At 67.8% G+C, this 25,866-nt stretch carries 25 protein-coding genes; 5 read left to right on the top strand and 20 right to left on the bottom strand.

Going from position 1 to position 25,866, the window contains the following annotated elements; translation table 11 throughout:
• Position 1: 1 nt before the first annotated feature.
• The 11 genes from atpD to prmC all read right to left on the bottom strand — a co-directional run bounded on the left by atpD (position 2) and on the right by prmC (position 9,982).
• On the bottom strand, positions 2-1,456 hold the full coding sequence (gene atpD, locus PTQ19_RS05655; protein ID WP_274368767.1) for a F0F1 ATP synthase subunit beta: 1,455 nt from the start codon (positions 1,454-1,456) through the stop codon (positions 2-4).
• A gap of 26 nt (positions 1,457-1,482) precedes the next feature.
• Positions 1,483-2,379, bottom strand: coding sequence for a F0F1 ATP synthase subunit gamma (locus tag PTQ19_RS05650; protein ID WP_274368766.1), 897 nt, complete (start codon positions 2,377-2,379; stop codon positions 1,483-1,485).
• Positions 2,380-2,398: 19 nt separating this feature from the next.
• Positions 2,399-4,039, bottom strand: coding sequence for a F0F1 ATP synthase subunit alpha (gene atpA / locus PTQ19_RS05645; RefSeq protein ID WP_179411165.1), 1,641 nt, complete (start codon positions 4,037-4,039; stop codon positions 2,399-2,401).
• 50 nt (positions 4,040-4,089) lie between these two features.
• A complete protein-coding gene (locus PTQ19_RS05640) occupies positions 4,090-4,878 on the bottom strand; it encodes a F0F1 ATP synthase subunit delta (RefSeq protein ID WP_274368765.1) in 789 nt (262 codons plus the stop codon).
• Positions 4,878-5,417: a F0F1 ATP synthase subunit B gene (locus tag PTQ19_RS05635; RefSeq protein WP_274368764.1), complete on the bottom strand. Its 540-nt coding sequence runs from the start codon at positions 5,415-5,417 to the stop codon at positions 4,878-4,880. Before PTQ19_RS05635 ends, PTQ19_RS05640 begins: the two co-directional genes overlap by 1 nt.
• A gap of 27 nt (positions 5,418-5,444) precedes the next feature.
• Entirely contained in the window at positions 5,445-5,681 is a 237-nt protein-coding gene (atpE, locus tag PTQ19_RS05630; RefSeq protein ID WP_042541851.1) for an ATP synthase F0 subunit C, read from the bottom strand.
• 44 nt (positions 5,682-5,725) lie between these two features.
• Entirely contained in the window at positions 5,726-6,469 is a 744-nt protein-coding gene (atpB, locus tag PTQ19_RS05625) for a F0F1 ATP synthase subunit A (protein ID WP_274368763.1), read from the bottom strand.
• A 182-nt stretch (positions 6,470-6,651) separates the two neighbouring features.
• Positions 6,652-7,161, bottom strand: coding sequence for a hypothetical protein (locus PTQ19_RS05620; RefSeq protein WP_224817624.1), 510 nt, complete (start codon positions 7,159-7,161; stop codon positions 6,652-6,654).
• Positions 7,158-8,336, bottom strand: a complete 1,179-nt coding sequence (locus tag PTQ19_RS05615; RefSeq protein WP_274368762.1) for an MraY family glycosyltransferase — start codon at positions 8,334-8,336, stop codon at positions 7,158-7,160. Before PTQ19_RS05615 ends, PTQ19_RS05620 begins: the two co-directional genes overlap by 4 nt.
• Positions 8,333-9,067, bottom strand: a complete 735-nt coding sequence (locus PTQ19_RS05610) for an L-threonylcarbamoyladenylate synthase (RefSeq protein WP_179411171.1) — start codon at positions 9,065-9,067, stop codon at positions 8,333-8,335. The genes PTQ19_RS05615 and PTQ19_RS05610 overlap by 4 nt, the downstream gene beginning before the upstream one ends.
• A gap of 57 nt (positions 9,068-9,124) precedes the next feature.
• Positions 9,125-9,982 carry a peptide chain release factor N(5)-glutamine methyltransferase gene (gene prmC / locus PTQ19_RS05605; protein ID WP_274368761.1) on the bottom strand — a complete coding sequence of 286 codons (858 nt, stop codon included), beginning with the start codon at positions 9,980-9,982 and terminating at the stop codon, positions 9,125-9,127.
• Between the two features lie 103 nt (positions 9,983-10,085).
• Between prmC and cysK the strand changes: the two genes are divergently transcribed.
• Both cysK and epsC read left to right on the top strand, forming a co-directional pair.
• Complete coding sequence (cysK, locus tag PTQ19_RS05600; RefSeq protein ID WP_274368760.1) at positions 10,086-11,024, top strand: cysteine synthase A; 939 nt, start codon at positions 10,086-10,088, stop codon at positions 11,022-11,024.
• Positions 11,025-11,031: 7 nt separating this feature from the next.
• Positions 11,032-11,601: a serine O-acetyltransferase EpsC gene (gene epsC, locus PTQ19_RS05595; protein ID WP_206820697.1), complete on the top strand. Its 570-nt coding sequence runs from the start codon at positions 11,032-11,034 to the stop codon at positions 11,599-11,601.
• 52 nt (positions 11,602-11,653) lie between these two features.
• Here epsC and PTQ19_RS05590 read toward each other — a convergent pair whose 3' ends face one another.
• From PTQ19_RS05590 to lysA, 6 genes are all read right to left on the bottom strand, one after another.
• Positions 11,654-12,061 (bottom strand): hypothetical protein, encoded by a 408-nt coding sequence (locus PTQ19_RS05590; protein WP_274368759.1) that lies wholly within the window; start codon positions 12,059-12,061, stop codon positions 11,654-11,656.
• 28 nt (positions 12,062-12,089) lie between these two features.
• Positions 12,090-13,172, bottom strand: a complete 1,083-nt coding sequence (gene prfA, locus PTQ19_RS05585; RefSeq protein ID WP_274368758.1) for a peptide chain release factor 1 — start codon at positions 13,170-13,172, stop codon at positions 12,090-12,092.
• Positions 13,173-13,209: 37 nt separating this feature from the next.
• On the bottom strand, positions 13,210-15,381 hold the full coding sequence (gene rho / locus PTQ19_RS05580) for a transcription termination factor Rho (protein WP_274368757.1): 2,172 nt from the start codon (positions 15,379-15,381) through the stop codon (positions 13,210-13,212).
• 165 nt (positions 15,382-15,546) lie between these two features.
• Entirely contained in the window at positions 15,547-16,491 is a 945-nt protein-coding gene (thrB, locus tag PTQ19_RS05575) for a homoserine kinase (protein ID WP_224817695.1), read from the bottom strand.
• Between the two features lie 47 nt (positions 16,492-16,538).
• Positions 16,539-17,855: a homoserine dehydrogenase gene (locus tag PTQ19_RS05570; RefSeq protein ID WP_179411178.1), complete on the bottom strand. Its 1,317-nt coding sequence runs from the start codon at positions 17,853-17,855 to the stop codon at positions 16,539-16,541.
• Positions 17,856-17,915: 60 nt separating this feature from the next.
• Positions 17,916-19,307, bottom strand: coding sequence for a diaminopimelate decarboxylase (gene lysA, locus PTQ19_RS05565; protein WP_274368756.1), 1,392 nt, complete (start codon positions 19,305-19,307; stop codon positions 17,916-17,918).
• A 154-nt stretch (positions 19,308-19,461) separates the two neighbouring features.
• Between lysA and PTQ19_RS05560 the strand changes: the two genes are divergently transcribed.
• Positions 19,462-20,520, top strand: a complete 1,059-nt coding sequence (locus tag PTQ19_RS05560; protein WP_274368755.1) for a YhjD/YihY/BrkB family envelope integrity protein — start codon at positions 19,462-19,464, stop codon at positions 20,518-20,520.
• 20 nt (positions 20,521-20,540) lie between these two features.
• Here the strand turns inward: PTQ19_RS05560 and PTQ19_RS05555 are convergent, their stop codons facing one another.
• The 3 genes from PTQ19_RS05555 to PTQ19_RS05545 are packed head-to-tail and all read right to left on the bottom strand — an operon-like array spanning position 20,541 to position 24,002.
• A complete protein-coding gene (locus tag PTQ19_RS05555) occupies positions 20,541-21,311 on the bottom strand; it encodes a DUF2993 domain-containing protein (protein ID WP_274368754.1) in 771 nt (256 codons plus the stop codon).
• Position 21,312: 1 nt separating this feature from the next.
• Positions 21,313-22,980 (bottom strand): arginine--tRNA ligase, encoded by a 1,668-nt coding sequence (gene argS / locus PTQ19_RS05550; protein ID WP_206823540.1) that lies wholly within the window; start codon positions 22,978-22,980, stop codon positions 21,313-21,315.
• 38 nt (positions 22,981-23,018) lie between these two features.
• Positions 23,019-24,002: an N-acetylglucosamine kinase gene (locus tag PTQ19_RS05545; RefSeq protein ID WP_274368753.1), complete on the bottom strand. Its 984-nt coding sequence runs from the start codon at positions 24,000-24,002 to the stop codon at positions 23,019-23,021.
• A gap of 107 nt (positions 24,003-24,109) precedes the next feature.
• On the opposite strand from PTQ19_RS05545, the gene PTQ19_RS05540 reads away from it, so the two are divergent.
• Together PTQ19_RS05540 and PTQ19_RS05535 are read left to right on the top strand one after the other, a co-directional pair.
• Positions 24,110-25,051 carry a MurR/RpiR family transcriptional regulator gene (locus PTQ19_RS05540; RefSeq protein ID WP_274368752.1) on the top strand — a complete coding sequence of 314 codons (942 nt, stop codon included), beginning with the start codon at positions 24,110-24,112 and terminating at the stop codon, positions 25,049-25,051.
• Complete coding sequence (locus PTQ19_RS05535; protein WP_274368751.1) at positions 25,048-25,806, top strand: SIS domain-containing protein; 759 nt, start codon at positions 25,048-25,050, stop codon at positions 25,804-25,806. Before PTQ19_RS05540 ends, PTQ19_RS05535 begins: the two co-directional genes overlap by 4 nt.
• Positions 25,807-25,866: the final 60 nt, after the last annotated feature.

Raw genomic sequence — 25,866 nt, 5'->3', positions numbered from 1 at the left:
ATCAGGCGTTCTCCTTCTGGATCTTCGCCCATGCCTCTTCGACGTCCGAGATGCCACCGACGTTGAAGAAGGCCTGCTCGGCGACGTGGTCGAAGTCACCGCGGCAGATCGCATCGAACGACTCGATGGTCTCCTTCAGCGGAACCGTCGAACCCTCGACACCGGTGAACTTCTTCGCCATGTAGGTGTTCTGCGAGAGGAACTGCTGGATGCGGCGTGCACGCGACACGACGATCTTGTCCTCTTCCGACAGCTCGTCGACACCGAGGATTGCGATGATCTCCTGCAGCTCCTTGTTCTTCTGCAGGATCTGCTTGACCGTGGTGGCGACGCGGTAGTGGTCCTCACCCAGGTACCGCGGGTCCATGATCCGCGACGTCGAGGTCAGCGGGTCGATGGCCGGGTACAGACCCTTCGACGCGATCTCACGCGAGAGCTCGGTCGTCGCGTCAAGGTGCGCGAAGGTCGTCGCCGGAGCGGGGTCGGTGTAGTCGTCAGCGGGGACGTAGATCGCCTGCAGCGACGTGATCGAGTGACCACGCGTCGAGGTGATGCGCTCCTGCAGCAGACCCATCTCGTCGGCCAGGTTCGGCTGGTAACCCACGGCCGAGGGCATGCGGCCCAGCAGCGTGGAGACCTCAGAACCGGCCTGCGTGAAGCGGAAGATGTTGTCGATGAACAGCAGCACGTCCTGCTTCTGCACGTCACGGAAGTACTCCGCCATCGTCAGAGCCGAAAGGGCCACGCGCAGACGCGTCCCCGGGGGCTCGTCCATCTGGCCGAACACCAGCGCGGTCTTGTCGAAGACGCCGGCCTCTTCCATCTCGTGGATCAGGTCGTTGCCCTCACGGGTACGCTCACCGACACCGGCGAACACCGACACACCACCGTGGTCCTGCGCGACGCGCTGGATCATCTCCTGGATCAGAACGGTCTTGCCGACACCGGCGCCACCGAACAGACCGATCTTTCCACCCAGAACGTAGGGGGTGAGGAGGTCGATCGACTTGATGCCCGTCTCGAACATCTGGGTCTTGGACTCCAGCTGGTCGAAGCTCGGAGCCTTGCGGTGGATCGGCCACCGCTCGCTGACCTCGATGGTCTCGCCGGGCTCGAGGTTGAGCACCTCGCCGATCACGTTGAACACCTTGCCCTTGGTGACGTCACCGACCGGAACCGAGATCGCCTCGCCGGTGTCGCGCACCTCCTGCCCGCGGACGATGCCGTCGGTGGGCTTCAGAGCGATGGCGCGGACGAGGTCGTCGCCAAGGTGCTGCGCGACCTCGAGCGTGATCTCGGTGGACTCCTCGCCGATCGTGATCGTGGTCTTCAGCGCGTTGTAGATGTCGGGGATCGAGTCGTGCGGGAACTCGATGTCCACAACCGGACCGTTGACGCGTGCGACGCGCCCGACGACCGCGGTCGCGGCCTGGTCAGCCGTTGCGGTGGGGGTCATTTCTTCGTCTCTTTCCTGAGGGTCTGTCAGCTCGAAGCCAGAGCGTCGGCGCCACCGACGATCTCGGCGATCTGCTGGGTGATCTCGGCCTGGCGCGCGTTGTTGCGCAGGCGGGTGTAGTCGGTGATCAGCTTGTCGGCGTTGTCGCTGGCCGACTTCATCGCCTTCTGCGTCGCCGCCTGCTTAGCCGCGGACGACTGAAGCAGGGCGTTGAACACGCGGCTCTGGATGTAGACCGGCAGGATCGCGTCCAGCACGGTCTCGGCGTCCGGTTCGAACTCGTAGAGCGGGTAGACGGTCTTACCCGCCTCCGACTCGTCGGACTCCGCGATCTCCAGAGGCAACAGACGCACGTTCTCAGGCGTCTGCGTCATCATGCTGACGAAACGGTTGTACACGAGGGTGATCTCGTCGACACCGCCGGCCTCTCCCCCGCGGGAGAAGGCATCCAGCAGAGTCTGAGAGATCTCCTCAGCGGTGTGGAACGACGGCGTATCCGTGTCGCCGGTCCACTCGGCAGCCGATGCGATGCGACGGAACTGGAAGTACCCGACGGCCTTGCGGCCGACCAGGTAGAACACCGGCTCCTTGCCCTGCTCGCGCAGGAGCTCGGCAACTTCGAGACCCTCACGGAGGATCTGCGAGTTGAAGGCTCCGGCCAGACCGCGGTCCGACGAGAAGATGACCACCGCGGAGCGGCGGATCTTCTCGGGCTCGCGGGTGAGCGGGTGATCGACGTTCGAGTGCGTCGCGACGGCTGAGACGGCCCTCGTCACGGCCCGCGCGAAGGGGGTGGACGCCTTGACGCGTGCCATCGCCTTCTGGATGCGCGAAGCCGCGATGAGTTCCATCGCCTTCGTGATCTTCTTGGTCGTCTGAGCAGAAGAGATCTTCTGCTTGTAGACCCTGAGTTGAGCGCCCATGAATCAGTACCTCACGCGATTACGCGCGACGACCCTTGACGATCTTCTCCTGGTTGACGTCCTCCGCGTCCGCGGCGGCGTGCTCCTCGTGGCCGGGAGCGCCGATCGCGTGCCCCTTGCCACCCTGGAACTCCAGGATGAAGGCGTCCGTCTGCTTGTCCAGCTCGGCAACCGTTGCGTCATCGAGGACGTTCGTCTCGCGCAGCGTGTCGAGGATGCTGGTGTTGCGACGCAGGTAGTCGAGCAGGTCGCGCTCGAAGCGCAGCACGTCTTCGACCTCGATGGTGTCGAGCTTGCCGTTCGTTCCGGCCCAGATCGAGACGACCTGCTCCTCGACGGGGTACGGCGAGTACTGCGGCTGCTTGAGCAGCTCGGTCAGACGAGCACCGCGGGACAGCTGACGACGCGAGGCCGCGTCGAGGTCGGATGCGAACATCGCGAATGCCTCGAGCGAGCGGTACTGGGCGAGCTCCAGCTTCAGTGTTCCGGAGACCTTCTTGATCGACTTGACCTGTGCGTCACCACCGACTCGCGAAACCGAGATACCCACGTCGACGGCGGGGCGCTGGTTGGCGTTGAACAGGTCGGACTGCAGGAAGATCTGGCCGTCGGTGATCGAGATCACGTTGGTCGGGATGTACGCCGAGACGTCGTTGGCCTTGGTCTCGATGATGGGCAGACCCGTCATCGAGCCGGCACCGAGCTCGTCGGACAGCTTGGCGCAACGCTCCAGCAGACGGGAGTGCAGGTAGAAGACGTCACCCGGGTAAGCCTCGCGGCCCGGCGGGCGGCGCAGCAGAAGCGACACGGCGCGGTACGCCTCAGCCTGCTTCGACAGGTCGTCGAAGATGATCAGGACGTGCTTGCCGCCGTACATCCAGTGCTGGCCGATGGCAGAGCCCGTGTAGGGCGCCAGGTACTTGAAGCCGGCCGGGTCGGATGCGGGAGCGGCCACGATCGTGGTGTACTCCAGAGCACCGGCCTCTTCCAGCGCGCCCTTCACGGAGGCGATGGTCGAGCCCTTCTGACCGATGGCGACGTAGATGCAGCGCACCTGCTTGTTGACGTCGCCCGACTCCCAGTTGGCCTTCTGGTTGATGATCGTGTCGATCGCGATCGCCGTCTTACCGGTCTGGCGGTCACCGATGATCAGCTGGCGCTGGCCACGGCCGACGGGGATCATGGCGTCGATCGCCTTGATACCGGTCTGCATCGGCTCGTGCACCGACTTACGCTGCATGACGCCGGGCGCCTGCAGCTCCAGCTCGCGGACACCCTCGGACTCGATGGCGCCCAGGCCGTCGATCGGGTTGCCGAGCGGGTCGACCACGCGGCCGAGGTAGTTGTCGCCGACAGGAACGGAGAGGACCTCTCCGGTGCGGGTGACTTCCTGACCCGCTTCGATGCCGGTGAAGTCACCGAGCACGACGACGCCGATCTCGTGCTCGTCGAGGTTCAGAGCGAGGCCCTTGGTGCCATCGGCGAAGGTGACGAGCTCGTTGGCCATGACGCCCGGCAGTCCTTCGACGTGCGCGATGCCATCGGCCGCGTCGATGACGGTGCCGACCTCGGTCGCCGCGGCCCCGGTGGGCTCGTAGGCGTCGGCGAAGTTCTTCAGCGCGTCACGGATGACGTCGGGGCTGATCGATAGTTCTGCCATTGTCTTCCCTTTATGTGTCTGGGTGTGCGCGGTTCCCCGCGGCGAGTAGTTCAGCTCGCGAGCTTCTGGCGAAGGTCTGCGAGTCGGGCGGAGATGCTGCCGTCGATGACGTCATCGGCGATCTGCACACGCAGACCTCCGACAACCGTGGAGTCGATCACCTGGTTGATGGAGATCTCCCCGCCATAACGACCTGCGAGCGCATCACGGAGACGGGTCTCCTGTGCGGCGTTGAGCGGTGCTGCGGTGTAGACCGTGGCGACGGTGCGGCCGTCCTGTGCCGACACGATGCGGATCGCACGGCTCAGCAGCTGGCGCACGCGACGCTCACGGGGCCGGCGCACGAGCGATGACACGATCAGCACCGTGCCAGGCGCTGCCGACGCACCGAGAACACGCTCGACGAGCGCACCCTTCGCGTCAGCGTCGCCGAGCCGGCTGCCGAGTGCGAGCTCGAGCTCGGGGTTTGCCGCGACGACGCGCGAGAAGCCGAACAGCTCACCGGAGACGTCGACGCCAGTCGAGGCGATCGCCGCTGCGCGGATAGCGAGCTCCTCGACACCGTCGACGAGATCGGATGCCGATGACCAGCGCTGTGCCGCCACGGCGGTCAGCAGCGCGCGCACCGGAGCCGAAGCTGCGGCAAACACGCCGTCGACCAGGGCCGTACGCGCCTCGGCGGGAGCCGAAGGGTCGGCCAGCGCGCCGCTCAGCTGACCCGAGTCCCCGATGGCGCGGGCTGCTGCGAACAGCTCGGCCGCGCTATCGAGAGTCAGGGCCGACGCTGCGGCAAGGGCGTCCGTCGATGCCGCGAGTGCCTGAGTGGTCGCGCTGCCCATTACTTCGCCTTCTCGAGGTCGGCCAGGAAGCGGTCCACGACGGCCGTCGCACGCGTGTCGTCGGCAAGGGTCTCGCCCACGACGTTGCCTGCCAGGTCGATCGCCAGCGTGCCGACCTCGCTGCGGAGCGAGACGAACGCCGCCTGGCGCTCGGCCTCGATCTGCGTGTGAGCGGCCGCGGTGATGCGGTTCGCCTCGGCAGTGGCGGCGTCCTTCGCCTCGGTCACGATCTTCTTGCCGTCCTCACGGGCGGCCTCGCGGATCTCACCGGCTTCGGTGCGCGCCTCGGCGAGCTGGCGGGTGTACTCCTCCAGCGCCTCCTCGGCCTGCTTCTGCGCCTCGTCAGCTTTGGCGATGTTTCCTTCGATGGCGGCCGAGCGCTCGTCGAGCATCGCGTTCAGTCGCGGAAGAGCGACCTTCCACACGACGACGAGGATGATGACGAACCACAGGCCCGACCAGATGATGTCGTACCAGGCCGGGATGAGCGGGTTCTTCGGCTCTTCCGCGGCGAGGTTCGTGACAAGAGCGTTCAGCATCCTGTCTCCTTCAGAACTCGGGGCGGATTACGGGAAGGGGATGAATCCGACGGCGATGCCGACGAATGCAAGCGCCTCGGTGAAGGCGATACCGATCCACATGAGGACCTGCAGGCGACCGGCCAGCTCGGGCTGACGGGCGACGCCCTCGATCGTCTTGCCGACGACGATGCCCACACCGATGGCCGGACCGATCGCTGCGAGGCCGTAACCGACCGAAGCGAGGTGACCGTTGATGTCAGCGAGAACCGTAGTTGCGTCCACGGGGGTGTTTCCTTTCGGTTTCGAACAGCGGGAAGCTGCTCAGATCAGTGCTCTTCTGCGACCGCGAGCTGGATGTAGATCGCGGTGAGGACGGTGAAGACGTAGGACTGCAGGACGACGACGAGCAACTCGAAGACCGTGAACGCGCCGCCGAAGGCAAGCGTTCCGACACCGAGCAGGGCCCATCCGCCACCCGCAGTGAAGAAGAAGAACTGGGTGGCCGCGAAGCACAGCACCAGGATCATGTGGCCGACGACCAGGTTCATCATCAGACGCAGCGTCAGCGTGACGGGTCGGATGATGAAGGTCGAGATGAACTCCAGCGGCGTGACGATGATGTACACCGGCCACGGCACGCCCGACGGGAACAGCGAGTTCTTCCAGAACCCGAGCGGGCTCTTCTTCATGCCGGCGTAGATGAACGTCACGTAGCTGATGATGGCCAGCGTGAGCGGGACGGCGATGATCGCGGTGCCGGGCATGTTCAGGAACGGGATGATCCCGGTGATGTTCATGAACAGGATCATGAAGAACATCGTGGTCAGGATCGGCAGGAAGCGATCGCCGTCCTTGCGGCCGAGCAGGTCGTGGGCGATGCTGCCGCGGACGAAGCCGAGGCCCATCTCGACGAGGCTCTGAAAACGGCCGGGGACGACCTTCATGCGGCGGGTGCCGAGCCACAGCAGCAGAACCACGGCGGTGACCGAGAGCAACTGGATCAGGTGGATCCGGTTGACGTCGATCACGCCGAAGACCTGGAACAGCGTCTCGGGGAAGAACTCGTCCATCGAAGGACCGTGGAATTCACCGTCACCGGCAGTAGGACGAAGGGTCATGGTCGCAGCGAGGTTCAACAGCGCGGGCTCCAGCTTCGGGTCACCGGTCAGAACCGGGGCGACGAGGGACGGTGTGCATCACGGCGCAAGCGCTCGCGGGACGAGCGGCGGGCACCTGTAGAACACTACCAGACTCATTTCCCGTCCGATGCCGCCGGCGGGGTCTCACCGGCCTGATCGGTGGGCTCGTCCTCGGGATTGGTGGTCGGCAGGGTGATGTCGCTGACGTTCGGCAGCCGCATCCGGGTGAGGACGATGACGTCGACGATCAGCGACATGGCGACGCCCGCCACGATCGACAGGAAGAACACCAGCGGAACGACCCAGTCCTGGCTGCTGAGCAGCATCATCACGACCAAGAAGATGCCGAGCTTGAGCAGCCAGCCACCCAGCACGATCGCGAAGAACAGCTGTACGTAGATCGGGTCGCCGAACCAGCGGTTGGCGAACAGGATGCTTCCGGCGGTGATGCCGAGGAACAGGACGGCCAGCACCACGCCGAGCAGGCCGCTCCACAGGCCGTTGACGCCGGCCACGGCGAAGCCGATGCCCCCGGCGACAAGACCGAGCACCAGGGCGGAGACGGCCGACCAGATCAGGGTGCGGCGCAGGATCGGATTGCTTGAGACAGGGCTCGGGGTCATCGGGGCTCCAAGGGTTCGGAAGAGGCAGGTGCGGGCGCGCGGCCGGGCTTGCGGTGCCGCCCGGAGGGCAACAGGGTGACGACCAGGCAGGCGGCACTGCCCACCACGCCGAAGGCGATACCCATCAGGTATCCCCCGGGCCAGTCCTGGCGGGTGGCGATGTACATCAGCAGGACCGACAGCGAGATCACGGCCGTCCAGGCGTAGAAGATCAGCACCGCATCCCGATCGCGGTGGCCGAGATCGAGCATCCGATGGTGGAGGTGCTTGCGGTCGGGAGAGAAAGGGGACTTCCCGGCGCGCATGCGCCGAAAGACGGCCAGTCCGAAATCGAGCAGGGGCAACATGACGATCACCAACGGCAGCACGATCGGGATGAACGCACCGAGCAGCTGGGAGCGTCCGAACTGTTCCGGGTCGAACGCGTTGACGTCGCCCTGTCCGGTGAGCGCGATCGCGGATGTCGCCATGAGCAGGCCGAGCACGAGCGCGCCCGAGTCGCCCATGAACAGCTTTGCGGGGCTCCAGTTCAGCGGGAGGAATCCCAGGCACGCTCCGATCAGCACGGCGGCCAGGAACGTCGCCAGGTTGAAGTACGTCGTCGCGCCGGAGTCACGCGTGAGGATGTACGCGTACACGAAGAAGATGCCATTGGCGATGAGGCATACGCCGGCGACCAACCCGTCAAGACCGTCGATGAAGTTCACGGCGTTCATCACGACGACGATCGCGAACATCGTGATCGAGATGCTCACCCAGCTGGAGACGAGGATCATGTCACCGACCGGCAGAGTCAGGATCTGCAGACCACCGCCGACGGTGATGATCCCTGCGGCCAGGAACTGCGCCGCGAGCTTGATCATCCAGTCGAGGTCGACCAGGTCGTCCACGACGCCGATGACGGCGATCAGCACCGTCGCTGCCAGGATCGACCAGAGCGTCTGCGGCGGGATCCACATCCGCTCGAAGAAGGGGTTGGCGGCCGAGATCAGGATCGCCGAGGCGATCCCGAAGAACATCGCCACTCCCCCCAGCCGCGGCGTGGGGGTCTTGTGCACATCCCGTTCACGGATGCCGGGGTAGAGCTTGAACTTCAGGCTCAACCGCCAGACCACCCATGACAGCGCGAAGGTGATCGACGCCGTCAGGATGATCGTGAACAGATACTGCTTCACTCTTCGTCGACCGGACCCTGGTCGACGGCGTCGGCCGGCATGACGTCGCCGGGCTGCTCTTCAGGCTCGAGCAGGTCGCCGAGCACCTCGGCCAGTTGCTCCCTGCTGATCGCGCCCTCCCGCAGGATGCGCACGCTCGGGGTCTCGTCCTCAGTCGCGCCGACAAGCGAGGTCGCGTCGATGATCGTGGACGGGACGCCGTCATCGCTGTAGCCGTACTCGAGGTACACGGCGACGCTCTCACCGAGCATCTCCTGAGCGTCCGAGGCGATCACGGCAGCGGAGCGGCCGGTGAGGTTCGCGCTCGAGACAGCCAGCGGTCCGGTCTCGGCGAGAAGTTCCAGAGCGATGCGGTGATCGGGCATCCGCACCGCGACCGTGCCCTGAGTCTCGCCGAGGTCCCACGTCAACGACGGCTGCGCGGGCAGCACGATCGTCAACCCACCGGGCCAGAAGGCGTCCACGAGCCTCGTGACGGGCTCGGGAACCGTCTCGACCAATGCGGTGAGCACGTCGCGTCCAGCGACCAGCACGGGCGGCGGCATATCGCGCCCGCGTCCCTTCGCGTCCAGCAGTCGCTGCACAGCGGCCGGCGCAAAGGCATCGGCCGCGAGGCCGTAGACGGTGTCGGTGGGCAGCACGACCAGCTCACCGCGGGCGATGGCCTGGCGCGCGTGGCGCATGCCGGCGAGGATCTCGGAATCGTCGCGGCAATCGAAGACAGTTGACATGGCGTGCCCATTCTACGGTGGTCGCCGGTGGACGCCCCCGACAAGGCTCAGTCGCACTCAGCCGCGCAGCGCGGTGGTGACCCGATCGCGTCGGGTCAGATCCTCGTGCGTCGCCGCGGCGCGCCATCCGTCCGCGGTGAGGATGCCACGGATCGCCTCACCCTGGAGCTCTCCGTGCTCGAGCACGAGCAGCCCTCCCGCGTGCAGCAGATCTGCTGCGCGTCGGCTGATGATGCGCACCACATCGAGCCCATCGGGCCCGCCGTACAGAGCCGCCGCCGGGTCGTGGAGCCGCACCTCCGGGTCACGAGGAACCGCCTCATCCGGAACGTAGGGCGGGTTGGAGATCACGACGTCGACGTGCCCCCTCAACTCGTCGAACGCCGTTGCGAGGTCGCCATGCACCAGCGTGAGGTTCTCGACACCCGTGACGTTGCGCTTCGCCCACGCGTACGCCTGCTCCGAACGCTCGACGGCGAACACCCTGGCATGGGGAACCTCTGTCGCCATGGCCAGCGCGATCGCACCACTGCCCGTGCCCAGGTCGATCGCCAGCGGCGAGTCCGAGGCGTTCTCCAGGAGTGCGTCGATCGCGTACTGCACGACGGTTTCAGTCTCGGGACGCGGTACGAACACCCCCGGACCGACAGCCAGTTCCAGGTTGCGGAAGGCGGCGAGCCCCGTGAGGTGCTGCAGGGGCTCACGATCGGCGCGGCGGGACACCAACTGTGTGACGGCCTCGGCGGCCTCCGACGAGATCGCATCACCGCGCAGTGCGGCGGCCTGCACACCGCCGCGGCTCTGCCCGAGGATGTGGCCGGCCAGCAGTTCGGCATCCACCGATGGATCGGGGACACCGGCCTCGGCGAGGCGCTGAGCGGCGGCACGGAGGAATGCGGCAAGGCTATCGGGCATCTGTTCAGCGTATTTCGTTACGCGCCTCCGGTCATATTCGTGCCGACCACCTCGGTGCGCCGTAGGCTTGTGGACGCTGCATCCGGCAACGAAAGGCCCGAACATGACCGGCATCCACTCCGATATCACGACTGCATTCGGCAACACCCCGCTGGTGCGCTTGAACCGGCTGACCGAGGGGCTGGACGCGACCGTGCTCGTCAAGCTCGAGTCGTACAACCCCGCGTCGAGCGTGAAGGATCGCATCGGCATCGCGATCATCAACGCCGCCGAGGAGTCCGGTGATCTGCAGCCCGGTGGAACCATCGTCGAGGCCACCAGCGGAAACACCGGCATCGCACTGGCGATGGTCGGCGCGGCGCGCGGCTACCGGGTCATCCTCACGATGCCCGCGTCGATGTCGAAGGAGCGCCGCGTTCTGCTCAAGGCGTTCGGCGCCGAGCTCGTGCTGAGTGACCCGACCAAGGGCATGAGCGGTGCGATCGAGGCCGTCAAGGAGATCGTCGACAGCACGCCGGGTGCGATCTGGGCTCGCCAGTTCGAGAACGCCGCGAACCCTCGCATCCACCGCGAGACCACGGCGCAGGAGATCCTGCGCGACACCGACGGCGACGTCGACGTCTTCATCGCCGGCGTCGGCACCGGCGGAACAGTGACCGGTGTCGGACAGGCGCTCAAGGCCGCCAAGCCCGACGTGCGGATCATCGCCGTCGAGCCGACCGACTCCCCCGTGCTGACCGAGGGCCGCCCCGGTCCGCACAAGATCCAGGGCATCGGCCCGAACTTCGTGCCGGCTGTACTCGACCGCGATGTGATCGACGAGGTCATCACCGCCGGGTTCGACGAGGCACTGAGCACGGCACGCGATCTCGCCGCGAAGGAGGGCATGCTGGTCGGCATCTCCAGCGGCGCCGCGGTCGCACAGGCGCTGAAGGTCGCCGCGCGTCCCGAGAACGCCGGCAAGATCATCGTCGTCGTCGCCCCCGACACCGGGGAGCGCTACATCTCGACGGCACTGTTCGAAGACCTGCGCGAGGCGTGACCGACAGGTGAGCACGATCTCACGGATCCGCGAGGACATCGCGGCCGCCCGTCACCGCGACCCCGCTGCTCGCAGCGGGGTCGAGGTGGCTCTGCTGTACCCCGGACTGCATGCCATCTGGGCGCATCGGGTGTGGCATCGCCTGTGGCGCCGAGGCCTGCGGTTCCCGGCGCGCATGGGCTCACAGGTGACCAGGTGGTTCACCGGGATCGAGATCCACCCCGCCGCGCGTATCGGCCGACGGTTCTTCATCGATCACGGCATGGGCGTCGTCATCGGCGAGACCGCCGAGATCGGCGATGACGTGATGCTGTACCACGGCGTCACCCTCGGCGGCCGCGGTCCGTCGCACGGCAAGCGTCACCCGACACTCGAGGACGGCGTGGCAGTCGGCGCCGGCGCCAAGGTACTCGGTGCGATCACGGTCGGCGCGCGCTGCACGATCGGCGCGAACGCCGTGGTGACGAAGGACTCCCCAGCGGACAGCGTTCTGGTCGGAGTCCCGGCGAAGCCGCGACCCCGCAAGCCGGAGCAACCCAGCCGGGCCGTGCTGACGGCGCCGGACTACACGATCTGACGTCTCTGCGTCTGAGGTCTCTGTGTCGGGGCACGCCCCGGCGCAGAGCGGATCATTCGTCCGAGTTCTTCGCCTTCTGCACCGTCTTGCGCAGGAACAGCATCGGCAGAAGAAGCGTGGCCAGGGCCGTCACGGCCCAGATGATCACGGCGCTGAGGGTCCACGCCACGATTCCGCTGATGCGCAACCCGTCGATCGGCAGCAGCACGACCACGATCAGGGCGATCAACGTCGAGAAGATCCCGACTCCACCCAGCAGAGTCGGTGCATGGCGACGGGCGATCTTCACGACCCAAGGGCTCAGGATGCTCTGCAGCACCGCGAAGATCACGACGCACAGCACGAAGCCCCACCACCGGCTCCACACGATGGTGAAGTCAGGCAGAAGCAGGTCGGCGACGATCAGACCGAGCGCGGCGGAGGCGACGAACAGCACGCCCCGAATCAGAAGAGTGATCACCCGCTGAGCATAGCGCTCTGCGGTCGGGTTACGCGGCGTCGCCGCCGAGCGCGGCGAGCCGGGCCTCTTCATCGGCGTGGATCGCCGACTCGATGATCGGATCGAGCGCGCCGTCCATGACCTGATCCAGGTTGTAGGCCTTGTAGCCGGTGCGGTGATCCGCGATGCGGTTCTCAGGGAAGTTGTAGGTGCGGATCCGCTCGGAACGGTCCATCCCGCGGATCTGCGAGCGGCGGGCATCGGATGCTGCCGCGTCGAGCTCTTCCTGCTGCTTGGCGAGCAGGCGGGCACGAAGCACCCGCATGCCGGCTTCGCGGTTCTGCAGCTGCGACTTCTCGTTCTGCATGGACACGACGATCCCGGTGGGCACGTGCGTGATGCGCACGGCGGAGTCGGTGGTGTTCACCGACTGCCCGCCGGGCCCCGAGGAGCGGTAGACGTCGATCTTGAGGTCGTTCGGATCGATCTGGATCTCTTCGGGCTCATCGACCTCGGGGAACACCAGCACGCCGGTGGTCGAGGTGTGGATACGCCCCTGCGACTCGGTGGCCGGCACGCGCTGCACGCGGTGCACGCCGCCCTCATACTTCAGATGCGCCCAGACGCCCTGCGACGGATCGGTCGAGGATCCCTTGATCGCCACCTGGACGTCCTTGTATCCGCCCAGATCAGACTCGTTGCGCTCGAGCAGTTCGGTCTTCCAGCCCCGGTGCGCCGCGTACTGAATGTACATGCGCAGCAGGTCCGCCGCGAACAGCGCCGATTCGGCGCCGCCCTCCCCCGCCTTGATCTCCATGATCACGTCACGGGCGTCGTCGGGATCTCGTGGGATGAGCAGACGGCGCAGCTTCTCCTGCGCCACGCGGAGCCCCTCTTCGAGGACCGGGACCTCTTCGGCGAACGCATCGTCCTCGCGGGCGAGCTCACGGGCCGCGTCAAGATCCTCAGATGCCGACAACCAGGCCTCGTGCGCGGCGACGATGCGGTTGAGTTCGGCGTAGCGACGATTGACCCGCTTGGCGCGGGCGGCGTCGGCGTGCACCGCCGGGTCGGAGAGTTCCTCCTGCACCCGGCGGTGTTCCTCGATGAGGGCGTGGACGGATTCGAACACGTCTCTGTTCCGTTGCTCGATCAGCTCCGCGGCCGGATCAGCGGATGCTGTTCTCGTGCGCGTGCGACGAACCGGTCGACGTCGGTGCCGGGATCGACTTCTGCATCTGGAACAGGAACTCGACGTTCGAGCCGGTTTCCTTCAGCTTGCCGAGGACGACCTCCAGTGCCTGCTGCGGGTCGAGGCCCGCCAGGGCGCGACGCAGCTTCCACGTGATCTTGACCTCGTCGGGCGAGAGCAGCATCTCTTCGCGGCGCGTGCTCGAGGCGTTGACGTCGACGGCGGGGAAGATCCGCTTGTCGGCCAGCGCACGAGACAGACGCAGCTCGCTGTTGCCGGTGCCCTTGAACTCCTCGAAGATCACCTCGTCCATCTTCGAGCCGGTCTCGACCAGAGCGGTGGCGAGGATGGTCAGCGATCCACCGTTCTCGATGTTGCGCGCGGCGCCGAAGAAGCGCTTGGGCGGGTAGAGCGCCGAGGCGTCGACACCACCGGTGAGCACACGGCCCGAGGCGGGTGCCGCGATGTTGTAGGCACGACCGAGGCGTGTGATCGAGTCGAGCAGCACGACCACGTCGCGGCCGAGCTCGACCAGGCGCTTTGCGCGCTCGATGGCCAGCTCGGCGACCGTGGTGTGGTCCTCGGCAGGGCGATCGAAGGTCGAGGCGATGACCTCGCCCTTCACGGTGCGCTGCATGTCGGTGACCTCTTCGGGGCGCTCGTCGACGAGCACGACCATCAGGTGCACCTCGGGGTTGTTCTGCGCGATCGCATTCGCGATCTGCTGCAGCACGATGGTCTTGCCGGCCTTCGGCGGCGCGACGATCAGACCGCGCTGCCCCTTGCCGATCGGCGCCACCAGGTCGATGATGCGCTGGGTGAGCTTCTCGGGCGCCGTCTCCAGTCGCAGGCGCTCCTGCGGGTAGAGCGGGGTCAGGTCGCCGAACTCCACGCGGGTTTCGGCATCGTCGGTCGACAGACCGTTGACCGAGTCGACCTTGACCAGCGCGTTGTACTTCTGGCGCCCCTGCTGCTCGCCCTCACGCGGCTGCTTGATGGCGCCGACGATGGCGTCGCCCTTGCGCAGGTTGTACTTCTTGACCTGGCCGAGCGACACGTAGACGTCGCTGGGGCCGGCGAGGTAGCCGGTGGTGCGCACGAACGCATAGTTGTCGAGCACGTCGAGAATGCCCGCGATCGGGATGAGAACGTCGTCCTCGCCGATCTCGGTCTCGAACTCGTCGCCTGCCGCGTTGCCGCCGCCGCGGCGCTTGTTGCGCTGGCGGGTGCGTCCCGAGGACTGCTCGTCGTCGGAGTTGTCGGCGTTCGCGCCGCCCTGTCCGTTGCCGTTCTGCGTGGCGCCTCCGCGTCCGCGGCTGCGGCTGCGGCTACGGCTACGGCTGCGGCCACTGCCCTCGCCGTCCGACGAGTCGGCGTCCGAGGACTCGGAGCTGTCCGCCTCATTGCCCTTGGCGTCGTTCTTGGGCTCGTTGTTCTTGGCGTCGCCCTTGGACGTGTTCTTGCTCGCGCCGCCCTTGGAACGCTGGTTGCCGCGCGGGGAGTCTGCTTCCGTCTCCTTGGCGCCGCTCTCCTGCTCGGCGCCGTCCGAGGCGCGCTCGGCGGTCTGCGCGGCAGTGCTCTCGGCAGCGGCATCCGGCGCCGTCTCGTCGGCCGGCTTATCTGCGGTCTTCGCGTTGCGACGACCGCGTGCGGGGCGCTTGGCGGGTGCCTCCGCGGCGGCGTCGGTCGCTGCCGCGTCGCCCGCCTGCTCTGCCTTGGGCGCGTCGGATGCCACGGAATCGGATGCTGCGGATTCGTCGGCCGTCGCCGTCGCAGTCTTGGCCCTCGACGGGCGCTTGCGCGCCGGCTTGGCCGGAGCAGCGTCGGCGGGTGCCTCGGTAGCCGTCGCTTCCACCGCGGGTGCGTCGGCGGCCGGAAGGTCGAGCGTCTCGGCATCGGCCTTCTTCGCCCGCGTGCGCCGCGGTGCCTTGGCCTTGGGCTCGGCGGGCACGTCGGACGCCGTCTGCTCAGCGGCGGGCGCCTCGGCGGGCTTCGCCTCGTTCGCCGGCTCGGCCGTTGCAGCAGCGGCGGCGGCTGAGGCGGTGGTCGCACGGCGCGGGGTGCGCTTGCGTGCCGGTGCCGCCTCAGAGGCGGGGGCGGCCGTCTCAGCGGCCGGAGTGTCGTTCTGGGTCTCGGAGAAGTTCTCCACGAGTACTCCCTCATATGTCGTGGGAAATGAGCAATCCGATCAGCGCACGGCAACAGCCGCGCGCATCACACGCGCCGACGCAGAGCGTCTGCCAGCCGGTATCAGGATGATTCCAGGGTTTGCGTGCGGATTTCGCAGATGCGCGATGGGGCGAGATTCACGAAGTTACGTGGAGCCCTCCGCTCGATCCCTAACTGTACCACCACGCACGTCGACGGCCAGCATGTGCGCATCCCAGGGAGTGTCGGTCATCTCATCGGCAACCTCGACAGCTCTGGCGCGCGCGCCCGGGCCGTCGGCGAGCACCAGCACGCTGGGGCCGGCGCCCGAGACGACCGCGGCGAAACCCGCCGCACGCAGCGCCTGCACCAGGCGCAAGGTCTCGGGCATGGCGGGACCGCGATAGTCCTGATGCAGACGGTCGGCCGTGGCGTCGAGCAGAAGCTCCGGACTCTGCATGAGAGCCGCCACGAGCAGGGCCGAGCGCGACACGTTGAACACCGCGTCCTCACGCGATACCTGCGGCGGTTGCAGCGATCGGGCGAGCGAGGTCGACATCGTGAACCCGGGCACGAAGACGACCGGCGCCACACCGCGGTGCACCAGCAGCTTCTTGTGCTGCGGCCCGCTGTCGCCCGTCCAGGCGATCGTGAGGCCGCCGAACAGCGCGGGCGCGACATTGTCGGGGTGCCCTTCGAGTTCCGTGGCCAATCGCAACAGCGCGTCGTCATCGAGATCGACGTCGCCGGCCAGCAGGCCCTTGGCGATCAGCACGCCCGCCGCCACCGCGGCACCGGACGAGCCGAGCCCCCGGCCGTGCGGCACACCGTTCTCGGCGTGGATACGCAGGCCCGGCATCGTGCGGCCAGCATCCGCGTACACGTGCGCGATCGCGCGCACTACGAGGTTGCTCGCATCCCGCGGGATCTCCTCGGCGCCTGAACCATGCACGTCGATCTCGAGCCGAGCATCGTCGAAAGCCGACACGGTGAGCGTGTCGTAAATGCTCAGTGCCAGTCCAAGCGTGTCGAACCCGGGTCCGAGGTTCGCGCTCGTCGCCGGTACGGTCACCGTCACCGTGCGCACCGCGCCGTCGACCGCCGGGGCGATCGAGACCACGGGCTCGAGGTCGGCGGGGACGACCGAGACGCCCACTCTCACTCCCCCTCGACGCGCAGCACCGAGACGACGCGCTCGACGACGTCGCTCGCGGTGAGGCGCTCGACCGCGGCGCTCAGGGCGCTGTCGGCGGCACGGTGCGTGCCGATGATGAGGCGGGCAGTGGTGCCCTCAGCGCCGTCCTCACCGGCGACAACGGTCTGCACCAGGGTCGCGACCGAGACGCCGCCTTCGCTGAGCAGGCCGGCGATCGTGGCGAGCACACCGGGCTCATCGGCGACCTCGAGAGTGATCTGGTAGCGAGTCCAGACGTGGCCGATCGGAACGACCGGCAGGTTCGCCCTGGTCGACTCGCCCACACCCGTGCCACCGGCGATGTGCCGACGCGCGGCCGAGACGACATCGCCGAGCACGGCGGAGGCGGTCTGCACGCCACCGGCGCCGGCGCCATAGAACATCAGCGATCCGGCAGCCTCGGCCTCGACGAACACGGCATTGTTCGCACCGTGCACCGAAGCAAGCGGGTGCGTGCGCGGAACGAGTGCCGGGTAGACGCGCACCGAGATCGACTCGGTGTCCTCGCCGCTGAGTCGTTCGCAGACGGCGAGCAGCTTGATGACGAAGCCGGCGGCGCGCGCCTCTTCGATCATGGCCGCCGTGACGCCGGTGATGCCCTCACAGTGCACGGCGTCGAGCGGCACAGCAGTGTGGAAGGCGAGGGATGCCAGGATCGCTGCCTTCTGCGCGGCATCATGCCCCTCGACATCGGCGGTCGGGTCGGCCTCGGCGTACCCCAGGCGCTGTGCGTCCGCGAGCACGTCGGCGAAGTCGGCGCCCTCGGAGTCCATCCGGTCGAGGATGTAGTTGGTGGTGCCGTTGACGATGCCCATGATGCGCACGACGCGGTCCCCCGCCAGCGAATCGCGCAGCGGACGGATGATCGGGATCGCCCCGGCGGCGGCGGCCTCGTAGTACACCGAAGCCCCGACCCGATCCGCCGCCTCGTAGATCTCGGGCCCGTGTGTGGCCAGCAGCGCCTTGTTGGCGGTGACCACGTCGGCGCCGGAGCCCAGCCCCAGCAGAATGTTCGAACGCGCCGGCTCGATGCCGCCCATCAGCTCGATGACGATGTCAGCACCGGTGATCAGCGCCTCGGCATCTGTCGTGAACAGTTCACGCGGCAGGTCGACGTCGCGCGGCGCGTCGACATCGCGCACGGCGATGCCGACCAGCTCAAGCCGCGCCTCGGCGCGGTCGGCGAGCTCGTCGCCGTGACGCAGCAACAGGGACGCCACCTGCGATCCCACGGCACCGGCACCCAGCAGGGCAACGCGAAGTCGGCGATAGTCAGTCATCTGGGCTCCTCAGCACATCGGATGTGTTGGTCGTCGGGCGCGGTCGCCGCGGACGTCCGCTCACGGGGTGATGCCGGCGTCGCGCGCCAGCAGGTCTGCCATGCTCTCGCCACGCACGATCACATGCGCGGCGCCGTCGCGCACGGCCACGATCGGCGGCCGGGTGACGTGGTTGTAGTTGCTCGACAGCGGCGCGCAGTAGGCGCCGGTGGCCGCGACGGCGAGCAAATCGCCCGGTGCGACGTCGCCGGGCAGATACTCGTGGTCGACGACGATGTCTCCGGATTCGCAGTGCTTGCCGACCACCCGTACCAGCGCGGGCGCCGCTTCACTCACGCGAGAGGCGAGCCTCGCGGAGTACTGCGCGCCGTACAGCGCTGGTCGGGCGTTGTCGCTCATGCCGCCGTCCACGCTGACGTAGCGTCGGATGCCCTGATCGAGTGTGACGTCCTTGATCGTGCCGACCTCGTAGAGCGTGACTCCCGCGTTTCCGACGATCGCTCGCCCCGGCTCGAACGACAGCGCGGGCACCGCGATGCCGCGGCGTGCGCACGTCTCGGCGACCGCCGCGACGATCCCCTCGGCGAGTTCGGTGATCGGCACCGGGTCGTCGACGCGCGTGTAGGCGATGCCGAAACCTCCGCCGAGATTCAGCTGCGGCACGTCCCCGCCGGTCAGGAGCTGTTCGTGCAGCGCAAGAACGCGCTCGGCCGACTCGCGGAACCCGGCGACGCCGAAGATCTGCGAACCGATGTGGCAGTGCAGACCCACGAAGATCAGGCCCGGTGTTCGCCGGATGAGGGCGACGGCCTCGGGGGCGTCGACGAGCGGGAAGCCGAACTTCTGATCCTCGTGCGCCGTGGCGAGGAAGTCGTGCGTCTCGGCGTGCACGCCGCTGTTGACGCGCAGCATCACGCGCTGCTCGGCACCGCGGTCGGCGACGACGCGGCCGAGCCGCTCGATCTCGACCGTGCTGTCGATGATGATCGTGCCGACGCCGGCCTCGACGGCCCGTTCCAGTTCGGCGACGGATTTGTTGTTCCCGTGGAAGCCCAGACGCGCAGCATCCGCCCCCGCGCGGAGCGCGACCTCGAGCTCGCCCCCCGTGCACACGTCGACGTTCAGGCCCTCATCGAGCATCCACCGCACGATCGTCGTGTTCAGCAGCGCCTTGCCCGCGTAGTAGATGCGCGCGGAGGTGCCGTGCGCGGCAGTAGCCGCGTCGAATGCGTCGCGCAGGGCGGCGGCGCGACGCCGCACCTCACCCTCGTCGAGCACCTGCAGGGGCGTGCCGTGCTCACGCACCAGATCGCTCGCGGGGACGCCGCCGATCACGAACTCGCCGTCCTCGGTGCGGTGCGCCGATGCCGGCCACACCGCCCTGGCGAGGTCGTTGGCGTCATCGGGGGTGACGAGCCACTCGGGGGCGGGTGAGGCGGAGGTGGATTGCACAGAGCACCGATCTATCGCGAGGGAGTCGTGGGCTCCTCGCGCGGTTCGTACGGCGAGGATGCCCCCGATTCTAAAGCACCCCACGTGCTCGTCCCGCGCAGATCACGGCGGGTGACGCACCTGTTCCGCGACCACGGCGTCTAGTGTGAAGACGATGGACAGCTCGACGGGCACCGATTCCCGCCCCGCAGGCATCAACAAGGTGGCGCGGGCGCGGTATCTGCTGGTGCGATGGTTGCTGCGTCAGCGTCTCGTCCGCGCAGCGCTGCTCTACACCGGCAGCAGAGGCCCGGTTCTCGCCGACGCGGTGACCTACCGCGCCCTGTTCAGCGTGTTCGCCGGGGTGCTGCTGGGCTTCTCGCTCGCCGCGCTCTGGCTCACCCAGGACGACGGGGCGTGGGAGGCCGTCGTCGGTGCCGTGGATGCGGCGATCCCCGGCCTGCTCACGACCGCCGGCGGCGCGGGCATCGTCGACCCCGACACGATTCGCGCCCCGACAGGGCTCTCGGTCGCCGGCGCCATCTCGCTGGCCGGCCTGATCGGCTCGGCACTGGGCGCGATCAGCTCGTTGCGCACCGCCATCCGCACCGTGACCGGTACCGTGTCGGCGGATGTCGCCTGGTACCTGGTGGTGCTGCGCAACCTGCTGCTGGCCGCGTTGATCGGCCTCTCGTTCGCCGGCGCTGCGGCGCTGACCTTCTCCAGCGGTGTGCTGGTCGGTACGGCGTCGGATGTGCTGGGCGTGCCGGACGGCTCGGCGGTCGCATTCTGGACGACCCGGGTGCTGTCCCTGCTGGTCGTGCTCTCGCTGAATGCGGTGCTCGTCGCAGCGGCGTTCCGCATCCTCTCCGGGGTGCGCGCATCAGCGCGGGCGCTGTGGAGCGGCGCGTTGCTCGGCGCCATCGCGCTGCTCGTGCTTCAGGAGCTTTCGGGGCTGTTCGTCGGCGGAGCTCGTGCGAACCCACTGCTGGCCTCGTTCGCGTCGCTACTGGCGCTCTTGCTGTGGCTGAACCTGTCGACGCAGGTGATTCTGTTGGCGAGCGCGTTCATCACCGTATCGGTGCGCGAGGAGCACGACCGCGTCGCCAGCAGGTTCGGTGCCGAGACCTTCGCCGAGGCAGCGTTGTACGGCGCCGAGCAGAACGTGCGGACTGCCACGGTCGCGCTGCGCGCGGCACAACGCGCGGTCGCCGAGGAACGCGACAAGGACTGAGCCTCGACGGCGCTGCGTGGCTACGGGCAGACGCCTGGTTCGAGAAGCGCCTCGTCGACGGCGATCCGACCGTCCGCCGAGATCTCGGCCACGACGCTCGTGCCGTCGATGCGCAGACCGGTCAGCGTGATCCCGGTCGGCAGCTGATCCGCGATGCACACTCGTTGCGGCCCCGCCAGGGCCGCACCGATGTCGCCGAACATGCCGGCCAGCCGCTGCAGGTCGACGTCGGCACCGGCAACCTCAACGGCGATCGGCGTGAGCATCAGATCGCCATCATCGGCGCCCGGCGTCATGGTCAGCGACAGCGGGATCTCGGCGCCGAGTACGGAAATGCCACCGTGAACGGTCACGTCGGGCTCGTCGAGGGTGATCTCGGTGATCGGCAACTCGACGCGTTCGAGCAGGCCGGCGAACTGCGACTGGTCGATACTGACCGTGCCCTCGGCGCCGGCAAGCGCACCACCACGTAGCGGAACCTGCGTCGCTATCACCTGGGCCGCGCCGGTGACAACGCCGATCGTGACCTGATCGGATGACAGGCGCAGTTCATCGAGCGTGCCGCCGAGCAGCTGCGGCAGCAGCACGCCCTGCGTCTCGACATCGAGTTGCTGGTCGGCCGGCAGGTCGAGCGCGTCGATCACCAGTCCCCGCACGGTCGCCGGGACGACCGCGCGGGCGATCACCTCTGCGGCGACCACGAACACGGCGAGCAGCGTCACGACGACGAGCACGACCCACGGCCACCGGGCACGCCGTCGCGCCCGTCCGACCGCGGCCGTGTCGGTCATGTCACATCCGCTCGGGCGCCGAGACGCCGAGCAGCTCCAGTCCGTTGCGCAGCACCTGGCCGGTGGCATCGTTCAACCACAGCCGCGTGCGGTGCACCGTCTCGAGCGGGTCGTCGCCCTTCGGGATCACACGGCAGTTGTCGTACCAGCGGTGGTACAGACCGGCGAGTTCTTCGAGGTAGCGGGCCACACGGTGCGGTTCGCGCACCTCAGCGGCGAACGCCACGATGCGCGGGAACTCCTGGAGGGCGCCCAGCAGCGCGCTCTCGGTCTCATGCGTCAGCAGCTCGGGCGCGAACTCGGACCTGTCGACGCCGGAGTCGGCGGCGTTGCGGGCGACGTTGTGCGTGCGCGCATGCGCGTACTGCACGTAGAAGACCGGGTTGTCATTGGTGCGCTTCTGCAGCAGCTCGGGGTCGAGGTCGAGCGGCGAGTCGGCCGGCGAGCGCTCCAGTGAGTAGCGCAGGGCATCCGCCCCGAGCCAATCGAGCAGGTCGTCCATCTCGATGATGTTGCCGGCACGCTTGCTGAGCCGCGCTCCCCCGATCGACACCATCTGACCGATGAGCACCTCGATGTTCTTGTCGGGGTCCTCGCCCGCGGCGCCCGCAACGGCCTTGAGGCGGTTGACGTAGCCGTGGTGGTCGGCGCCGAGCAGGTAGATCTTGTTCTCGAAGTCTCGGTCGCCCTTGTTCAGGTAGTACGCGGCGTCGGCGGCGAAGTAGGTGTACTCGCCGTTCGAGCGCCGGATGACGCGATCCTTGTCATCCGTGAAGTCGGTGGTGCGCACCCACACCGCGCCGTCCTCGTCGAAGACATGCCCCTGCTCGCGCAGGCGGTCGATCGCGCGCTCGATCAGGCTGGGGCCGCCGTCCTCGGCAGCCGCGTGCAGTGTGCGCTCCGAGAACCAGACGTCGAAGGGCACGTTGAAGCGCTCGAGCGAGTGCTGGATCTCGGCCAACTGGTAGGTGTACGCCTGGTCGCGCGCGACGACGAGCTGTTCGTCGGCGGGCAGGTCCAGCAGCCCCGGATGCGCGTCGAGCACTCGACGGGCCAGGTCTGCGATGTACTCCCCCGGGTATCCGCCCTCGGGGGTCGGCTCGCCCTTGGCTGCGGCCAGCACCGACTGGCCGAAGCGCTCCATCTGGGCGCCGGCGTCGTTGATGTAGTACTCCCGCACGGCGCGCGCACCACTGGCGAGCAGCAGTCGCACGATCGAGTCACCCAGCGCGGCCCACCGTGTGTGCGCGATGTGCAGCGGCCCGGTCGGATTGGCCGACACGAACTCGACGTTCACCGAGACGCCCGCTTGGGAATCATTGGTTCCGTATGCCGCGCCCGCGTCGACGATGGTCTTGGCGAGTGCGCCGGCGGCACCGGCCTCGAGCCGGATGTTGATGAATCCCGGACCGGCCACGTCGACCGAGGCGATGCCATCGGTCTCGACCAGCCGGTCGGCGATCTGCTGCGCGAGTTCGCGGGGGTTCGCGCCGAGTCCCTTCGCCAGCCGCATGGCGATGTTGGTCGCCCAGTCGCCGTGGTCGCGGTTGCGCGGGCGGTCAAGGACGATGTCGGATGCCGTGAGCTCCAGCTCTTCGTCGGGTCGTCGCGCGGCCGCGATCGGGACGAGGACGGCGAGGACTGCGGCGGAGAGGGATTCTGGACTCATATCCGCTCCATTCTATGGCTCGCGGCAGCCCGCGAGGATCAGCGGAATGCGGTGAGGGTGTCGGTCAGACGCGTGAGCATGTCCTCATCCGGCCGACCGCCACCGGCTCGCACCGCGAGCATGGCCGCGCCCACGGCACCGTCGCTCACCGAGCGCATCTGCACCTGCTCAGCGCGGTCTCCCAGCCGCGCGAGGAATGCGTTTCGCAACGGTCCGGGCTGTGCCAGGACGCTCCCGCCGATCACGAGGGGGCCGGGGTCGGTGAGCACGGCGGCGAGTGTGTCGGCGAGGCTCTCGCCCGCGGCGGTCAGGATGCCGAGCGCGACGTCGTCGGGGTCATCGAACGCGAGCGGTGCGAGGCCGGCGAGATCGATCGGCGGATGCGAGTACAGCACGCCGATGATCTGCTCCAGCTCCGGCGACCGGCCATTGTGGCGGATGGTTGTGCGCGCAAGCCCGTGACGGGCGAGCAGGTGCTCGGTCAGGCGGGTGCGGGGCCCCGTGCCGTCCAGGTCCTGCACGACGGCCCTGGCGATGGCCTGGCCGATCCAGAAGCCGCTGCCACGATCACCCAGCAGCCAGCCCAGACCGTCGGCTGCTCCGTCTATCCGCCCGTCCTGCACGCGGATTACGCAGGCTCCTGTGCCCGAGACGAGGGCGTAGCCGAACGTCGATGCTGTTCCGCTGAAGTACGCCGCGAGCAGATCGGCTTCGAACGAGAGCACGCCGCTGAATCCCCGTTCGATGAGCCGGTCCTTCAGCCACGCGTCACCTCCGGCGGCACGCATACCCGCCATCGCCGCCACCACGACCGTCACGTCGGCGAGTGTGCGTCCCGTAGGCGCGAGCGCGGCATCGATGGCCGCCAGCACGCCGTCGGCGGCGAGCGCGGGTCCGGCTGAAATGGGGTTGCCCCGCCCGCCGACGCCGTATCCGAGGCAGTTGCCGGAGGCGTCTGTAAGCAGCGCACGGGTGGAAGTCCCCCCGGCGTCGAGGCCGATGAGGAGCGGTTCGTGATTCATTTGTGATCTTGTCCTGTTTGACGTTTTCGTCGCCTGAGAATAGTTTTCATTCCTACAGGGATCCGGATCGACGACGAGCCGGGCCACTTCGGAAGAAGTTGGAGGCAATGGTGCCACGGACCAACGGCGACGGCAACGGCCGCGGGATGACGATCGCCCGCCGCATCGCGGCACGGCGACGCACGATGCCCGCCGCGATGAGCAAGATCGCCGACGTCGTCACCGAGCATCCGACGGCGCCGGTCGAGCTGACGATCACCGAACTGGCCGAGCGCGCGGGTACCTCCGCTGCGACGGTGACCCGATTCTGCCGCGCGCTCGGGTTCGACGGCTACACGCAGTTCCGCGTCGGCGTGGCGAGCGAGATCGGCCGCGGCGGAGCCGATCAGAGCTGGCAGGCCGATATCGGCCGGGAGTTCGGTGCACACGACGAGGTCGGCAAGATGCTGCAGACACTGGTCGTGTTGCATGTGCAGAGCCTCGAGACCACCGCCGAGCACCTCGATCTCGATGCCGTCCTGCGCGTCGGCGATGCGATCGCCGCGAGCGACCATGTCGATATCTACGGCGTCGGCGGCAGCGGAGTGATCGCCCGGGAATTCCAGGCGCGGCTGTACCGCATCGGCGTCAGGGCGCACAGCTGGTCGGATGTGCACGAGGGGCTCACCAGTGCCGTCATGCAGAACCAGGACTCGGTCGCCATCGGTATCTCCAGCACGGGACGCACGGAAGAGACCGTGCAGATGCTGTCGCAGGCACGAGCGGCCGGCGCGTTCACCGTCGCCATCACGCACGACGCCGAATCGTGGTTGGCCGGCCTCGCCGATGTCTCACTGTCCACTACCGCGCCGACCCCGTATCTGCGACCGGATGACCTGTCGGTCAAGCACTCGCAGCTGCTCGTGCTCGATCTGCTCTACCTGCTGGTCGCGCAGCAGACGTTCGGCGTCGCCACCACACACCTCGCGGCGAGCGCGATGGCCGTATCCGGCCACCGCCGCGCCACCCGTACCGCTAAGACACCCGTGTTCCAGGAGGAGACCCGATGACCGCCACCCCGACCGACCTGCTACGTGAGGCGACGACCCGTCTGGAACGCCTCGCGGCGGATGCCGAAGCGGGCGCTCTCGACGACGCCATCGCCCTGATGGTCGGCGCGCTCGATGCCGGCGGCATCCTGCACGCGTTCGGCACGGGGCACTCCGAGGCGTTCGCGATGGAGATCGCCGGGCGCGCCGGTGGATTGATCCCCACGAACAAGTTCAGCCTGCGCGACATCGTCATGTTCGGCGACCGGGACGTCGCCGTACTCGACGGTGAACCACCGCTGGAGCGCGAACCCTGGGTGGTCGACGAGTTGATGGCGACCGTGACGGTGCAGCAGCACGATGTGTTCCTCATCGCTTCGAACTCCGGCGTGAACGGCTCGATCGTCGGCACAGCCCTGTGGGCCAAGGAGCACGGCCACCCGGTGATCGCCGTGACCAGCCTCGAACACACTGCGCGGGTCGAGCCCAAGCATCCGAGCGGCAAGCGACTCAGCGAGATCGCTGACGTCGTGATCGACAACCTCGCCCCCTTCGGCGACGCCACCCTCGACGTCTCCGACGGCGTCAGCGCCGGCGCGATCTCGTCGATCACCGCCGCGTTCATCGCGCAGTTGCTCACGCTGGGCGTGGCCCGCACGATCGCCGCGCGCGGTGAGACACCCCCGATGTACATCTCCGCCAACATTCCCGGCGGCGATGAGCACAACTCCGCCCTCGTGGATCGCTATCGCGACCGCATTCGGCGGGGAGCCTGATCGGGATCCCGGTCGGCCCGAAACCCACACACCGATCAACACATAAACGGAAGGTATAGA

Origin of the sequence: Microbacterium esteraromaticum (genome assembly GCF_028747645.1) — a bacterium.
In the GTDB taxonomy this organism is placed as follows: Bacteria; Actinomycetota; Actinomycetes; order Actinomycetales; family Microbacteriaceae; genus Microbacterium; species Microbacterium esteraromaticum_C.
Note: the sequence above shows the minus strand (reverse complement) of the source record. Positions and strands in the feature narration are given on the sequence as shown.

What these genes read in the sequence shown, in the direction of transcription:
- atpA (WP_179411165.1), bottom strand. Translation starts at nt 4,039, where the DNA reads ATGGCAGAACTATCGATCAGCCCCGACGTCATCCGTGACGCGCTGAAG.
- PTQ19_RS05610 (WP_179411171.1), bottom strand. Translation starts at nt 9,067, where the DNA reads ATGTCAACTGTCTTCGATTGCCGCGACGATTCCGAGATCCTCGCCGGC.
- PTQ19_RS05535 (WP_274368751.1), top strand. Translation starts at nt 25,048, where the DNA reads ATGACCGCCACCCCGACCGACCTGCTACGTGAGGCGACGACCCGTCTG.
- atpB (WP_274368763.1), bottom strand. Translation starts at nt 6,469, where the DNA reads ATGGACGAGTTCTTCCCCGAGACGCTGTTCCAGGTCTTCGGCGTGATC.
- PTQ19_RS05540 (WP_274368752.1), top strand. Translation starts at nt 24,110, where the DNA reads ATGGTGCCACGGACCAACGGCGACGGCAACGGCCGCGGGATGACGATC.
- PTQ19_RS05640 (WP_274368765.1), bottom strand. Translation starts at nt 4,878, where the DNA reads ATGGGCAGCGCGACCACTCAGGCACTCGCGGCATCGACGGACGCCCTT.
- PTQ19_RS05570 (WP_179411178.1), bottom strand. Translation starts at nt 17,855, where the DNA reads ATGACTGACTATCGCCGACTTCGCGTTGCCCTGCTGGGTGCCGGTGCC.
- PTQ19_RS05635 (WP_274368764.1), bottom strand. Translation starts at nt 5,417, where the DNA reads ATGCTGAACGCTCTTGTCACGAACCTCGCCGCGGAAGAGCCGAAGAAC.
- PTQ19_RS05555 (WP_274368754.1), bottom strand. Translation starts at nt 21,311, where the DNA reads ATGACCGACACGGCCGCGGTCGGACGGGCGCGACGGCGTGCCCGGTGG.
- cysK (WP_274368760.1), top strand. Translation starts at nt 10,086, where the DNA reads ATGACCGGCATCCACTCCGATATCACGACTGCATTCGGCAACACCCCG.
- PTQ19_RS05650 (WP_274368766.1), bottom strand. Translation starts at nt 2,379, where the DNA reads ATGGGCGCTCAACTCAGGGTCTACAAGCAGAAGATCTCTTCTGCTCAG.
- prmC (WP_274368761.1), bottom strand. Translation starts at nt 9,982, where the DNA reads ATGCCCGATAGCCTTGCCGCATTCCTCCGTGCCGCCGCTCAGCGCCTC.
- PTQ19_RS05545 (WP_274368753.1), bottom strand. Translation starts at nt 24,002, where the DNA reads ATGAATCACGAACCGCTCCTCATCGGCCTCGACGCCGGGGGGACTTCC.
- PTQ19_RS05560 (WP_274368755.1), top strand. Translation starts at nt 19,462, where the DNA reads ATGGACAGCTCGACGGGCACCGATTCCCGCCCCGCAGGCATCAACAAG.
- atpD (WP_274368767.1), bottom strand. Translation starts at nt 1,456, where the DNA reads ATGACCCCCACCGCAACGGCTGACCAGGCCGCGACCGCGGTCGTCGGG.
- argS (WP_206823540.1), bottom strand. Translation starts at nt 22,980, where the DNA reads ATGAGTCCAGAATCCCTCTCCGCCGCAGTCCTCGCCGTCCTCGTCCCG.
- PTQ19_RS05620 (WP_224817624.1), bottom strand. Translation starts at nt 7,161, where the DNA reads ATGACCCCGAGCCCTGTCTCAAGCAATCCGATCCTGCGCCGCACCCTG.